We start from the raw sequence: 15,549 nt of genomic DNA on the forward strand, positions 1-15,549 counted from the left end.
GCAACCGCGAACTCGGCCTCGGCGGTGTCCTCTCGGTCATCGAGTACGACCGGCCCGTCGCCGCCCCCGTGCCCGCCACCGGTCCGATCCCGCTGGGACCGGTCAACCCCCGGGAGCGGCGCGGCCAGATCAGGCGTGAACTGATGGAGCTGGTGGAGTCCGAGGCACCCGGAGTGTTCACCCCGGGGCACCCCGGCCACCAGGCCGGTGTGCACGGCCGGATCGCGCAGCTCACCTCGACCGCAGGACTGCGCTCGCTGCCCGGACGCGGCCCGGACGGCACCCCGCGCCGGGCCACCACCCGTTTCCACTTCCGCCACCACGGCCACGGCGGCGAGCGGCTGGTCGAGGTCACCCTCACGGCGGTGCCCCGGCGGACCCAGAACCTGGCCGGTGTCCTGGGCACCTCCACCCCCGGCTCGGGGCTCGAACAGTGGCAGTCGCACACCGCGGCCGGCCGCACCACCACCCGCGCCTCGGTACGGCAACGGCAGCTCCCGGTCACCCTGACCACCCGCTATCTCCGCCCGAACCAGGGCCCCGACCCCACGAAGACCGACCGGGCGGCGCCCGTGTTCACCCCGCAGTCGGCCACCAGCCGATCCGCCCGACGGGCGACCACAGCCGACAACCGGTTCTGGCTGCGCACCGACAACGGCGCCGACTTCGACGGCCTCCAGTACGACTACGTCCTGTCCGTCCGCTCCGCGCTGGTCGCCGACTGGCCGCCCAACGTCCTCGGCGGCCTCGTCCAGAACGGCGTCATCGCCTGGGCCGAGGCGGGCGGCGACGTACGCCGGTGGATGAACGAACTGCTGGCCCGGGGCAATCCCCGCACCCGCACGGTGCCCGTCCGGTTGACGCTGCGGTTCACCGGCACCGAGACCAACGCCCTCACCCAGGCCGCCACGGTGACCGCCCCGTCCGTCGTCTCCGGCGCCGATCCGCGCAACACCGTGCTGCCCGGCCCGACCCCCGTCCCGTATCTCGCCGACGCGCAGATGTTCCACCCGGTGGGGCCGACCCCGGCGTTCTCCTTCGACGGCTGGGCGCATCTGGAGACGGCGCTCAACGACGTGGCCCCGAGCGGCGGTCGCGGCTGGCACGCGCAGATCACCTCCGTCTCGGTGGAGGGCCAGGCGGTCCGGCTCGGCCAGCTCGTCCAGGCCGGGCGGGTCACCCTCGACCGCCCCCGGCTGGCCGCCGACCTCACCCGCAAGCTGCCCGGCACCACGCCCTTCGAGGGGGCACCCGGGCAGGCCCCGTCGATCGCGGTGACGCTCTACAACCCGCGCCGCTCCACGCACGCCGACGACGTCACCCTCGACCAACTCCACAACACCACCGAGACGGTGAGCACCGCCGCCGGCGCCGACCACTCCCTGGCCACCGGGTTCACCGAACTCCTCAGCGGCGACGACGACAACCACCAGATCGGCGGGCTGAGCATCCCGCTCGCCCAGCGGCAGACCCAGCCCTCCACCTTCGGCGGCACCACCACCGGCAGCCGCCGCGACTGGCTCAAGTCCGGCAGCACCGCCGCGCCCGCCAACGGGGCGCGGGGCACCCGCAGTTACGCCATCGACACCGATGCCCACCTGCTCGTCGAGGGACCGGAGGGCACCCGCCACGTCACCGGCACCGTCACCCTCCGCGTCGAGGAACGCGACCTCCTCGGCCACGGTCTCATCACCCCGGCCGAAGCCCCGCCGGACATCCACGACCTGCCCGCGCTGGTCCCCGACTGGGCCACCGCCGCCCCGCACACCCTGCCCGAACGCCTCAACTCCGCGATTCCCGCGGGCAGTCACGGCATCCAGATCTGGGTGGGCCTCGGCGCCGACCCGCAGGGCACCCGCCTCGGCCAGGCCCTCTACACGGCCTCCCACACCGCCGTGCTCGGCAACCGGCCGCTGGAACTGATGACCCGTGACCAACAGGGCATTCGCCGTTGGGAGTTCACCCCGGAAGGCGCCCTCGTCACCGCCGACCCCGACCTCACCACCGATTGGACCGCCTTCCACGCCCAGGCGGAACTCCTGCACTCCGCCACCGACACCCTCACCGACACCCCGCAGGTGCTGAACCGCCTCACCGCCGCCCTCCAGCAGGCCAACCGCGCGCACACCACCGCCGTGGACACCCACCGCGAGGCGCAGCGCGCGGCTGCGGCCGCGGACGTCGCCCATGACCGCGCGATCGCCGCGGCGGAGACCTCCCTCCGTGCCGCGCGCGCCGCCGAGACACTGGTCGCACGGCTCAAGCAGGACGTCGCCGACGCCCGGCGGACCGTGACCACCCTGCCGTCGGTGGTCGAGCGCCACGTGCAGGAAGAGACGAACGGACGCCACGACCTCCGGACGGCCCTGGCAGGGCTGACCAGCGCCGAGCACACCGTGCGCACCGAACGCGCCGCCTCCGCCCGGGCCGCCGCCGAACAGGCCGCCAGGAACGGGCAGCCGAGCACCGCTCCCGCCCCCGTACCGGCGCCTCCGGCCCCTGGCACCCCGCGTTCCGACGAACCCGCCGCCGACGTCGCCGACGACCCCAGGGTGCGGGCCGCTGTCCCGGCGGTCACCGCCGCCCGGGACGCGATCCGGCAGGCCACCGAACGGCTCACCACCGACCGGCGGGCGCTGGCACGCGCGAAGCACATCGTCGAGGTGGGGCCGGCCCGGATCGCCCACGAGGAGGAGAACCTCAAGAAGGCCGTGGACCGGGCGAGGGAGGACGCGAAGACCGAGGAACTCCGGGAAGAGCAGCTGGACACGGCCCAGCAGAAGGAGACCGCCGCCCACGGCCGGGTGACCTCGGCCCGGGCCGAGGTCGACCGCCGCAACGCACAGATCGCCACCGCCGTCACCGCCCAACTCCAGGCCGCCGCCGACCAGATGGCCGCCACCGCCGCGCTGCCGGGCCTGTCCACCGCCGTCCACGACAGCGCCCCCACGCCCGAACAGTCCCTGCGGACCACCTTCGCCACCACCCCGCCCCGCTGGCCCGACCCCGACGGCCGAGCCACCCCCCTCCCGGCCGGCGGCCAGACCCACACCCCGGCGCCCGCCACCGCCGGCAGCACGGCGACACAGCAGCCGAAGAAGAGCACTCCGCCCAAGTCCGGTACGAGCAAGGGCAAGAAGCCGGCCGCGAGCACCAGCAAGGGCAAGGGAACAGACAAGGGCAAGGGCACGAGCAAGCCCTCGACCACAACCACCGCCCCACCCCCCGTCGTCACCCCGCCGTCCCCGTACGTCAACCCCACCGGCACCGCCGTCCCCACCCCCGGCGACGGCAACTGCCTCCTCTACGCCGTCATCGGCAGCGCACCGCACCTGGTCCGCACCCGCCTGCAACAGGCCGGCCGGGCCCTCGCCCCGGGCACCGCCGCCTGGCTCGCGCGACCCAACGACGTACGACAGACCCTCACGACCATGACGACGCACCCGCAGACCACCGACCAGGGATCAGGCCATCTGCGGGCGACACAACGGGAGTTGCAGAACCTGGTGCTCGCCCGGCTGACGGCGGCCCACGACGGCAGCCGGCCGCTCCCCCCACAGGTGCTCGGCCAGCTCCGGGGCGTCCTCGCCGACCCCTTCACCTCGTCGGCGGCGGGCATGTCCGAAGACGAGATCGACACCGCGCTGGCCCAGTACGGCATCCAAGCCGTGACCCATGCCGAGGACCTCGACCCCACCGACCTCCAGACCCGCTATCTGCAAGCCGTCTCGCTGCCGGGCGCCCCGCCCCCGCCGGCCGGCGCCGCACCGAGCAACCGGCGGATGTTCGCCTACCTGCGCGCGGTGAACGCGCTGCCCACGCCCGCCACCATGACCCTCGACGAGCGCCGTTCGCTACTCATCGCCGGTTACCACCGCAGCACCGCCGCGCTCACCGACGACGAGCAGGACCTGCTCGAACGCGCCGTGCGCCGCTGGTCGGACGCGTGGATGCGTCCGATCGGCGACACCTTCCTGCCACTGCTCGCCGACACCCTCGGCGCCCCCATCCATGTCTTCCAGCCGATGCCCGCCACCACTCAGGGCATCGTGCTGCGCTACGGCCCGACCACCAACACCCCCGCGCTGGAGGTCCATTACACGGGCCTGAACCACTACAGCGCCACCGACGCCGGCCCCCTCACCGCCCCGGCGACGATCACGCCGTCGAGCGCGCCCCGGGGTCCGGAGGACGCTCCCAGCGTCCAGCCGTCCGGCCGGTTCCGTCCCGCGCCGACCCGCGATGCGACCGACGACCAGCCCGCACATCGCGTCAACGACCCTGCGTCGAAGGGGAGTTGGTACGGGCTGCGTCCTCACGCCCGTCCCGCCGTCCACGCCACGGAGCGTTTCGACCCGCACGCCGATCAGTCCAAGCCGCCCGGCCCGGGCCTCCTCAGCGGCGCGACAACCCTCATCCGCACCCACATCCGCCGTATCCAGGCCCCCAACGGCCAGTGGATCCGCGACTACACCCTCAACCTCCCGGTCACCACCACCGACCCGGCCCTGACCCTGCAGCTCAAGGACCGCCTCACCCGTCTGCTGGACACGCATCTCAACTCCGGTCTGGCGCTGCCTACTTCAGGCGACCAGCTCCACATCACCCTCAACCTGATCGAGGACCCCGCCCACCCCGAGGCGATCACCCTCACCGACACCGCGAACCCGGCTCGCGCCGACCAACTCCACCTCGACACGGGCCACTCCGACGCCGACCTCCTCCACGAGGTCCTGCACTACCTCGGCCTGCCGGACGAGCAGCGCGACAACGACTTCCTGCTGCGCAACCACCCCCACAGCACGACGGTCCGCACCACAGGCGTAATGGCGACCACCGACACGCCCGTCCACATCCCGCACCGCTACCTCGCGGCCATCGAGAACGTCACCGCCGCGGGCCCCCAACTCCACGACCACACAAGCCAGGACCAGTCGACGTCCACCCTCGACCCCGACACCACCCCCATCCCCGCCCAGGACACCCCCACTTGGCCCACCTCCAACGCCCCGGTCGCGGCGCCCTCCTCGACGTACGTCCTCGGGTACGGGTCCCAACAGGACGGCAACGTGGGCCTGGTGCTTCTCGAACCGCTGGCGGCCGTGGTCGTGGACGGGCTGCACCAGCAGGTGATGACGGCGCTCGGGCTGGCGGACGCGCCGGACACGCATCCGGTGCGGGAGCAGTTGCGGACGGTGGCGAGCGGCGAGGAGCTGGTGGTCAACCTGCCGTATCTGCGCGGCAGTCTGGGCTTTCGGATCACGCTGCGGGTGGACGGCCGGGACCGGACGGTGGACATCCGGCTGCGGCTCTCGCAGCCGGTGGCGGCGGCCCGGTACGGGCAGGCCGAGAGTGGCGTGCGGGATGTGCGCGTGGAGCGGCGGGGCATCGGTGCCCAGGAGTCGGTGTCGTCGGAGGCGTCCGGCAACGTCCGTACCCTGTTGCTGCCGTGGACCGGGTTGTTCCCGGTGACCAGGGCGATCCCGGTGCGCGGAGTCGACGTGGCGCTGACCCTCGCGCTGACTCTGAACCAGCTCTCGTCGAGCGCGTCGGTGACCACGGTGGTGCAGTCGACGACGGCACAGCGCAGCAACGAGCCCTCGGAGCCGTACGACTTCACCGCCGAGTGGGACGTACGGATCGACACCCCGGCGCTGGCCCCGCCGGTTACCTGGGACGTGCCCCGGTCGCACGGGCCGGTGACCATCTGGTTCCCGCAGCATCTGGCGCGGGACGAGGAAGGGGAGTTGCCCGAGGCGGCGGAGCTGGACACCCTTCCGGTGTGGGGCGTCGACACGGTCGCCGAGCCGGGGCGGCTGCTCGCGGAGGTGTTGGAGCACTACGGGGCGCGGCTGGCGGCGCTGGACGAGGACTCCCGGGCGGAGCTGGAGACCTTCCTGTCGGAGCCGTTGCTGCGGGGCACCCTGCCGATGCAGCGGGCCGGGGGCGTGTTCTCGCCGGTGCTGGTCGACGGGTCGGGGCGCGCGGTCGGCATGTTCCAGTTGCTCACCGAGGTGGAGGTGGGGGAGCCGCTGCGACGGAGCGTCCCGGGGAAGATCAACCTGGAGAGCCATCTGACGCAGGTGGTGAAGATCGAGGCGCAGTCGAGGTTCAGCAGTGGTGTGTCCCTGTCGGGGAGTGTCGGTCCGGCGCTCACCGGTGACCATGCCGAGGGGCACCCGGACGCCACCCGGCGGGTCGGCGGCGGTGTGCTGGGGCGGGTCTCGGCCCAGGCGGGGACGAACGACGCGCTGACCCAGAGCGGCAGCGCCGCCCTGATGCACGCGGTGCGCACCAACCGGAGTCATCTGCTGGCGCCCGCCGCGGTGCGGCACACGCTGGTGCTGCATCTGCCGGGCGGTGGGCGGCTGCCCTTCGCGCCCGGCGCCTGGCCGCGCGGGATGCACCTGCGGCTGCTCACCGCCGAGGACGCCCAGGGGCATGCCCCGACGCCGGAGGAACTGCGGCGGCTCCCCGTGGAGTTGGAGCATCTGCGGGCGATCGGCACTACGGCGACACCGTTGGGCGTGGCCGGCGCCGAACCCCTCTTCGTGAACGCCGAGAACTGGCTGCGCCGCGAGGGCTTCCTGCCCGGCGACACCACCGCGCGCAACCGGGTGCTGCCCGACGAGGCGCTGGTGCAGGCCCAGTTGAACAATCTGCGTCGGTTCGAGCAGACGCGGTCGCAGATCGGACAGCGGGCCGCGACGGACGCCATGCTGGACGGCGGCCATCCGCTCTTCCTGGAGATCCCGACGGTGGGCGGCACCCGCCGGGTGCGGCTGGTGCTCAGCGCGGTGCGCGGAACGGGCGCCAGCACGCACACCCGGGTGCTGCCCGATGTGCAGGGCATGGGTTTCGCGTCGCTGTCGACGGCCGCGACCGACCAGAACGGGTCGCAGTACGGGGCGTCGTACGGCGTCGGCGGCTCGTTCGGGGTGCCGGTACGGGGCGGTGCGTGGACCCTCGGCGGCACCGGTGACCATGTGCGCTCCCACCAGGTTCAGCACGACAACAACGTCCAACTGTCGGTGGGCCACGACCAGTTCTTCATCGGCAGCGGGGACGGACAGCGCAGCGAGGTGTTCGAGGTGCCGGCCGAGCTGGCGCTCGATCTGTACGAGGGGCCGGGGGACGCGCCGAGCGTGCGGTTCGCGCACGAGACGGTGGTCGAGCCGTACGTCCCGCACGGCGCCCCGCCGGCCGGTCCGCAGTCCCCGCCGCCGGACCGGGTGCCGGGGACGCTGCGGCTGTCGGTGCCGACGCACCGTACGCTGCCCGCCGCCACGCCCGCCCCGGTGGCGCCCGCCGCGCACACGGTACGCGCCGCCGACGACGCCGACCGCGCCCTGCTCGACCTGACCGACGCCGACGGCGCCCCACTCCCGGAGTCGGTACCGCTGCCGGACGACTCGATGGTGGAGGTGTTCCGGGCGTCGGCCGCGCTCGACGAGGCGTTCACGGCGGTGCTCGGCAACACCTATCCGGGGCATCCGGCGCGCGGACTTCTGGACGGGGTGCGGGACGCGGTCGCGGAGCGCACCCCGGCGCCGGTGGCACGCGCCGGGCGGGCCATGGGCGAGTCGCTGGCCGGCGCCGCCGCCACCGACCCGACCACGGTGGCGGCGGAGATGCTGGCCGCCGCCCGCAGCCCCGCGGCCCTGCTGGCCCGCGGCCACCAGGTGTTCAAGGGCGCGTATGTGATCGAGGGGCTCACCCTGCCGGGGCTCGCCGCCGACGAGGTGCTCTCCGTGGAGATCCGGGGAGCCCTGCGCCGGCCGCGGGTGGCGGGCGACGTCTCGCAGTACTTCGAAACGGGGCTCAGCGCCGCCGACGGCGCCGGGCAGCAGCGCGGGGCGTCCCGCACCACCCAGTGGGCGGGCGGCTTCACCGCGGTCCGCAACGCTACGTCGGCACAGACACCGAGCGCCGACCAGGCCGCGGGCAACGACGGCGACCCCGGCGACACCGGCACGATCCACACCCGCGCCACCGACGCGGCACAGGAGCAGAGCGGCGCCCCGACGGGAACCGCGCCCCGGCACCCGAGCCTCAACCCCTCGGCCCGCTACACCCGTACCGCCCGGCAGGACCAGGCACGGGCCCTCGCCTCCTCGACGGTGGTCAACCGCACCGCCACCGAGAGCGGTGCACAGCACCGCATCGCGGCCGACGCGCTCCTGCTGGTGACGTTCCGGCGCGGCCGCCGCAACGCCGTCGGCAACGCGTTCGGCCAGGGCGAGGGCCGTGCCGTGACGGTGGCGGTGGAACTGCCGGACGCCGTACGGTTTCTGGCCACCCCGGCACAACTCCGGCGCCACGCCGCCTGGTTCACACCGGTGGCCGGTCTCACGGTGCCCGCCGCGACACCCGGGACCGTGTCGCTGCCGCGCCGGTTCGTCGCCTCCCGCGAGCTGGGCCTCGGCAGCGTCCGGGCGATGGACGAGTTCACCGACGCCACGCGCACCGTGCGACGCCCCGACGTCCTACGGCAGCGCCTCCTCACCCTGATCGAGAGCGAGGCCCCCGGCACGACCCGCCCCGGGCACTCGTCGTACCTCTCGGGCGTGGACACCCGGATCGCGGACCTCACCGCCACGGCGGGGCTGCGCACCCTGGCCGGCCGCGGCCCCGGCCGCGTCCAGCGCTTCCGGTTCCGGCACGTCGGCTACGGCGGCGCCCGCCTCGTCGAGGTCACGCTGACCGCCGAGCCCGACGCCGACGACCACGCGCTACGAGTGCTGCGCGGCCACCCGGCGGCAGCGGGTTCCGGCATCGAGCAGTACCACGGCCACACCCCGTCCTCGGTGAGCGACCGGACCGCCCGCACCCTCCGGCACTCGGGGTTCGTCCAGCTCCAGTCCCGGTTCCCCAGGCCCACCGGCGGCCTCCGCACCGACCGGGCGGGCGTGCTGCTCAGCGCCGACACGGTGCGCGGCACCTCGGCCCGGGTCACCCGGGCCGCCGAGGACCGGTACTGGCTGCGCACCGACAATGTCGCCGACTTCGACGGCGTCCCGTACCGGCTTACCGTCACCGTGCGGTCCACCCCGACCGCCGACTGGCTGGTGGACCTGCCGGGCAGCGTGTTCCAGCACGGCGTGCTGAGCCTGACCGACGCGGACACCTCGCTCGCCGACCGGATCAGCCACCTCTTCCTCGGCCGACCGACCCGGACCGCCACCGTCCACGCCACCGCCGCGCTGCGCTTCACCGGCAGCGAGACCGCCGAACCCGCCCCGCCCGAGCCGCAGTTGGCGGCCGGCCTGGCGGATCGCCGGCCGACGGTGACCGGGCGCCGGTTCACGCCGGGCGGACCGGCACCGGTCTTCGGCTTCGACGCGGGCCCCCAACTTGCCGCGGCGCTCGCCGAGGTGGCCCCCGACCTCACCCACTCCTGGCGGTCGCTGACCGCCTCCGGCTCCGCCGACGCCACCGCCGTACGCATCGGCGAACTCGTCCAGGCCAGCGAGATCTCGCTGGACCATCCACGCGGCCCGGGCGGCCTGACCACCACGATGCCGGGCGCCTACCCGTTCCAGGGCCGCCCGGACACCCCGCCCCGGCTCACCGTCGAGCTGTACCGGCCGCGCCCGGTGACCGACACCGGCGATGTGACGGTGGACCGGGTGCGGCTCACCACGGTCAGCGCGGGCTCCGCCTCGCACGCGGGCCTCACCGGCAGCCTCTCGGCACAGGGCGGCTTCAGCGCCCACGACTCCAACCGCCAACTGGTCGGCTTCACGCTGCCGGTGCTGGCCCGCCCCGCGCAGGACCCGGGGATGGGCGGCGCCGTCGTCGGCACCCGCCGCGAGTGGCTCAAGCACGGCAACACCAGCGCCCCCGCGGGTTCGCGCGGCACCCGCAGCCACGAGATCCTCGCCGACGCGCTGCTCACCGTGCACGGGCCCGACGGCGTCCGGTACGTCTCCGGCACCGTGCGGATACGGCCCCTGGAACGCGACCTCCTCGGCCATGGCGTCACCGCCGCGCAGACCGACCCCGGGGTCTACGACGGCGCCTCCCTGGCCCGCGAGACCGCCGACGCCCAGGCACCGGGCGACCGGGCCCCCGAGGTGCTCCGCGACTGGCGCACCGTACCGCTGCGCGACCTGCCGACCCTGCTGGCCCACGGCATCGCACCCGACCCGGCCGCGACCGACGACATGATCCAGCTCTGGCTGGCCGTCGACGGCCGCCCCGCCCAGACGGCCCGCGCCCTGTACGCGGCGTCGGGCACCGCCGCCCTGCTGGGCCGCCCCGTCGAACTCGCCCTGCGGGACGGCGAGGGCGTCCGCTTCCGGCGGTTCGACGCGGCCGGGGATCCGCAGGACGCGGCCGACGACGGCTGGACGCCCGTACGGGATCAGATCCGCACACTGGAGACGGCCGGGCAGGCGGAGGACACGGCGCGCACGCTGGAGGCCCAGCTCCAGGGTCAACTGCCGGACGCCGAGCAGGCGGTGGATGCCGCCCGGCCGCAGGTGACCCAGGCGGAGCGGGAGTTGGCCGACGCCCGCGTCGCCGCCGACACCGCGGCCGACGAACGCGCCGCCGCCGACCGGGCCTTGGAGGCCACTGAACGCGCGGACCAGGAACGGAGCGCCCGCGTCAGGGAGTTGACCCGGGAACTCCAGCAACAGACCGAGCGGGCGCGGGCCGTGACCCTGGCCGCCGAGGAGTCCCACGAGGAGCTCCGCACGGCGGAGGCCGTCCTCAGGGAGGCCGAAGAGGCCGCACAGGGCGGGAGTTCGGGCCGTGGCACCACGAGCGGTGCCGTCTCGGAGGAGTCCCTCACCCGGCGTGAGTCGCGCCGGAACCGGGCCCGTACCGCACTGGACCGGGCCCGGACAGCGGCCGAGGCGGCCGACCGCGCCTCCGAGACCGCCCAGCACGCCGCCGAAGACACCACACGCCGGCTCGGCCTGGCCCGCGACGCGGCCCGCACCGCCGCCGACGCCCTGGTCCGCGCCCGGGACATGGCCACGACAGCGGCCACGGCGGACCTCGCCGCCCAGGCCGCGCTCACCGCCGCCACCGCACACCACGACCAGACGGTCGCCGCGCGCGACGCGGCGCAGCAGGCGCTGGACGCCCTCGGCCGCGAGATCACCGACGCCCTCGCCGAGCAGGCCACACAGGCGGCCCGACAGCGGAACGCGCAGCAGGACCTCAGCGACGTGGTCACCTTCCTGGAGACACGGCGCGCGGAGTCGGGCGAGGGCACGGCACCCCTGACGACCGGCTCCTTGGCCGCCACCCCCGCCACCTGGCCCCGCCGCACTCCCCGCCCGACACCGACCCGCGGCGAGGCGGGACCGGCGGTCGTGCCCGTGGTCACGCGAGTGATCCCTCCGGCGGACGACCCACAGGAGGAACCTGAGGACACCGGCCCCGCATGGACCCGGCACCCCGACCCCCATGCCGCGCTCCTCGCCTGGGCCCGGGCGGACGTGGCGGCTCACGGCGCCCCCGACGACGCGGGGCTCCCGGCCCCGAACACAGCGGTGTCGACCGAAGCACTGGAACAAATCGGCGCCCTCACCGAGGAGTTGCGCGCGCAGGCGATCCTGCAGAGCGGCACGGTGACCGTCGCGGAGGCCGGACTGGACGACTCCGCCCGTCTCGCCCTGGTGCTGACCCGCCCCGACACCCCCTCCTACGTGGTCACCCTGGCGGCACTGGTCGTACGGGACACAGGCCGACCGGTCCAGGTGCTCAGTCCGGGCGGCCGCCAGCGTTTCGGTCCGGGCGACGGCGCCCCCCTGACCCTCTACTTCGACGGCAACCGGTTCTCGGCCAACCCGCCCGCCCCGGACGACGACTGACCCGTCGTCACCCGATCACTTTTCCTTGGAAGGAACAGCATGTCCGGCAAGAACAGCCCGCAGCACCAGGCAGCGACGGGCGAGACGGAGTCCGGCCCGGCCCCGGACACCACTGCGGGCAGTGCCCCCGAAGCCGGAGCGGTGCCCCCGCCCACCAGCGGGGAGACCGCCGCGACGGCGAAGGCGGAAGCGGCTCTCACGGCGCCCTCGTCGCCGCCCGCGGTCGCGGCCGAAGTCGCGGCCACGACTCCCGACGCCGAGGCGAGCGCGACCCCGGAAGCGGAACCCGACCACCACGCCGACACGGACACCGATACCGACACCCTGGCCGGAGCCGGCGGCGGCGAGGACACCGCGACGGCAGCCGCCTCTGCCCCCGCCTTCGGCCGTCCTTCGCGGGGCCTGCTGGCCGGCGCCGCGATCGCGGGCGCGCTGCTGGTCGGGGTGCCGTTCCTGGTGTCCGGCATGCTCGGCAGGTCGAGTTCGGCCTCGAAGCCGTCGGACCAGGTGGCCGACGCGGGCACCGTGCTGAACGGGGCGACGACCGACTCCGGTGCGGGCGCCTACGGTTCGGCCACCCCGGACCCGACCTCCCCCTCGCCGACGACCTCGCCCACCAAGGCCGGCGGCAAGAAGAGCACGGTGAAGAACGGCGCGGGAGTCGCGGCGGCCGGTGCCGGAGTCGTCGCGGGCAGTTCCGCCGAGGCTCCCAAGAAGGCGTCCTCCGGCGGGAGTTCGAAGACGAAGACCACCACCAAGGTCACGGCCACCAAGACGGTGATCAGCGCGCCCGGCACCACGATCTACAGCCACGCCTCCAACAAGTGCATCGAGATGGTGGGTCACAAGGGCGCGGACGGTTCACCGCTGGAGATCTGGAGCTGTAACAGCAACAACTGGCAGAAGTGGGACTTCCGTTCGGACGGCACGGTCCGCTCGATGGGCCTGTGCATGGACGTCGCCTGGGGCTCCTCGGCGAACGGCGCGGTGATCCAGCTCGCGGTGTGCAGCGGCAACCCGGCCCAGCAGTTCCGCCTCAACTCCAGCAACGACCTGGTCAATCCGCAGGCCAACAAGTGCGTGGACGTCAAGGACCAGAAGACCGGCAACGGCACCCGACTCCAACTCTGGGACTGCAACGGCCAGGACAACCAGAAGTGGAGCACCCGCTGACGGGAGCGGTGCCGCCGCACCTTTCACAGCACGGCGGCACCGCTACGGGCATCAGATGTCCCGAAACTCCTCTACGGCGTCTCTGACCTGCGCAAATGAACCCATCCGAAGATCATCTTGCACGGTCGTTGCACAAGCTGAACAGTGCGGGAGTCACGCGGCCCTGGAGTAAGCGCTCCGGACCGCGATGCGGACCTTGGAACCGGCTCCCACGATCCGGTGCACGTACTTACGCAGAGTAAACGCAGGATCGGCGTGTCCGAGCCGGTCCGCGAGTGTGTACACGTCCACCCCGCCGTTGATCATCATCGACGCGTACAGGTGTCGGAGGGCGTGCATCATCATGTCGCGGGACTTTTCCCAGCGTCGTCCCTTCGCGTTGAGGTCGAGGGGTTTGATGAGGCCGGCCGCCGCCAGAGCAGGCTTCCAGCGGTAGGAGTTGAACCAATTCGACTGAATGGCGGTCTTCTCGCGGGTGTAGAAGATCAGCTGCACTGTGACCGGGTCGCCGCCTTTGCTTCCCCACGGTCGGGTCACCTCGACGGGCGGGTACTTCGCCATGTGCTCGCGCAGGGGGATGGCCACGTCGTCGGTCAGTTCGACCCATCGGTCCTTCGGGTCCTCGTCGCCTCCGCCCTTGGGGAGGGCGTATACCAGGAACGAGCCGTCGTGGACGACTTGCCGTTGCACGTGCACCATCGGCCCGTCCGGGTGTGCCCAGTCGATGTCATCTGGTGACAGGCCGAATACTTCTCCTTGGCGAAGGCCCAAGCCGCGACCGCAGTCGACGAGTGCCTTGTAGCGGTCTGGAAGTTCGGCACGGATCTTCTCGGTGTCGTCCCAAGTCAGGGTCAGCTCTGCCCGGCCGCCACCTCCTCGCTTCGGCTTGGCGTCCTGCACCGATTTGGCGAGGCATGGATTTTTGGGTATCAGGCTGTCGTCCACGGCCAGGTCAAAGACAGCCCGAAGATTGTCGAAGACCAGGCGCAGTGTGGAACTTTCGAGCAGCCGACGACGGTCGTGCAACCAGTCCAGCAAAGACGACGCGTTCACGTCCTTTACGCGCATCTTCCCAACTGCGGTAGGAGCGATGTGTAGGAGAATCCGCTCCTTGTGGCGTCGGTATGTGCGCGGATTCTTGTGTTCGTGCCCCTTGAGCCACGTAAGGGCGAGTTCACCGACCCTGACCTCTCCGGCGCGAGGGTTGATATATGACCCGTCGTCCACTCCGGACCGCATTTTGGTCTCGTGCCTGCGGGCTTCGGCCTCGGTGCGGAACAACTCCGTCTGCTGGACATCTTCCCGGTTGCGCCAGCGGGCCTGCCACCGCTTCCCGGCCCCGTGATCCCTCGTCGGAACCTTACCGTGTTCCCTGCAGGTCGACTCCCCGGCTTTCGGGCGTGACTTGTGCCAGCGGTCGTACGGCATGGACTCAACTCCTAGTTCTCTTCGGGCCTTTAAGCTTTTTTGTGAGTTCTCTCGTATCAGGGTCGTCATCGACGGCGAGATCGAGTGCCCGTTCATCGCGCCCTGAGTGAATGGGATGTTGATCCAGACAAGCCGAAAATGTCAAACGCATTCTTTAGGTCTTCGCGACAAAGGGTGCAGGGTGGTAGCGAGGATCTCACCTAGACGAATCCTCGCTGAGGTCTCGGCGAGGGCTCGTCGAACCCTCGCCGAGGATTCGCTGGTGTCTTCCGAGAATTCGGAATGGTCGTAGGAGTTTCGCCGCAAGTTCCTCTATTTGGTCCGGCTGAAATTTCATGTCAATGTTCCGTGCACCACCACGGCGGACTACCGCTCACGTGGTTCTTTCCTGCCCGTTCCGAGCCGTCCTGGAGTGCCCATGCGTCGAACCACTGCCCGTGCGGAAGAAGCCGCCAGTGGCGCGAGGGGTCGTTGTCCGTTGATGAGCGCTGAGGAGCTGGCCGACTTCCTGGGCGTACCGCTGAACACGGTCTACATATGGAATCACCGACACCAGGGTCCGCGAGCCCACAAGGTCGGCCGCTATTTGCGCTACCGCTGGCCGGAGGTGGAGGCATGGCTGGAAGCTCAGGCGGTGGATCGCGCGGTCTGATTAGCCGGGTACGCCTGGTGCATTTGTGCCGACAGGGCGACAGAACCCGGCGTACAGCCCGACTCGTCTGCCACGTGGGGCCCCTGACCAGCGTTTTCGCTGGTCAGGGGCTCTTTTTTGTGGATTCAGGCCCTCGGCTAGAACCCGTTCCGTACGGGTCCATACCGGGGTTCACGGCTACGTACGTAGCCATGAAAGTAGCCATGGCACGGGGGTCTGCGAGCCTGCTTGATCCGGCCCTTCACCTGCGGCAGGACGCCGCTGTCCTGGGCCTTTGATGGGATGGAGCTTCCCGTCGGAACATCGCGCGGCGGGGTGTGATCAGGTTGTACCTCTCTGATTGCCCCGGATAGATCCGGTTCTGCGGGGCGCAAACGCGCCGGCGGGAGCGCGTGACGCCGACTGACCCCCTCCGACGACTGGTCCGACCTGTCCGGCGTCTCTGTCTGTGCGGTCATGGTGCCCTCC

At 72.3% G+C, this 15,549-nt stretch carries 4 protein-coding genes (1 of these 4 cut by a window edge); 3 read left to right on the forward strand and 1 reads right to left on the reverse strand.

Annotated elements, in window-relative coordinates; all coding sequences use genetic code 11:
- Together ABZT04_RS35675 and ABZT04_RS35680 are read left to right on the forward strand one after the other, a co-directional pair.
- Positions 1-11,828 carry the 3' end of a hypothetical protein gene (locus ABZT04_RS35675; protein ID WP_356061821.1) on the forward strand. It extends 15,973 nt beyond the left edge of the window, so only the last 11,828 of its 27,801 coding nucleotides appear in the window; its start codon lies beyond the left edge, outside the window; the stop codon is at positions 11,826-11,828.
- A 39-nt stretch (positions 11,829-11,867) separates the two neighbouring features.
- Complete coding sequence (locus ABZT04_RS35680) at positions 11,868-13,001, forward strand: RICIN domain-containing protein (RefSeq protein ID WP_356061824.1); 1,134 nt, start codon at positions 11,868-11,870, stop codon at positions 12,999-13,001.
- 153 nt (positions 13,002-13,154) lie between these two features.
- Here the strand turns inward: ABZT04_RS35680 and ABZT04_RS35685 are convergent, their stop codons facing one another.
- A complete protein-coding gene (locus ABZT04_RS35685; RefSeq protein ID WP_356061827.1) occupies positions 13,155-14,429 on the reverse strand; it encodes a tyrosine-type recombinase/integrase in 1,275 nt (424 codons plus the stop codon).
- 481 nt (positions 14,430-14,910) lie between these two features.
- Between ABZT04_RS35685 and ABZT04_RS35690 the strand changes: the two genes are divergently transcribed.
- The gene (locus tag ABZT04_RS35690) at positions 14,911-15,081 is read left to right on the forward strand and encodes a helix-turn-helix domain-containing protein (RefSeq protein ID WP_318022126.1); all 171 of its coding nucleotides are present in this window, start codon (positions 14,911-14,913) and stop codon (positions 15,079-15,081) included.
- Positions 15,082-15,549 lie beyond the last annotated feature (468 nt).

Source organism: Streptomyces sp. NPDC005492 (assembly GCF_040605995.1).
Taxonomy (GTDB): domain Bacteria; phylum Actinomycetota; class Actinomycetes; order Streptomycetales; family Streptomycetaceae; genus Streptomyces.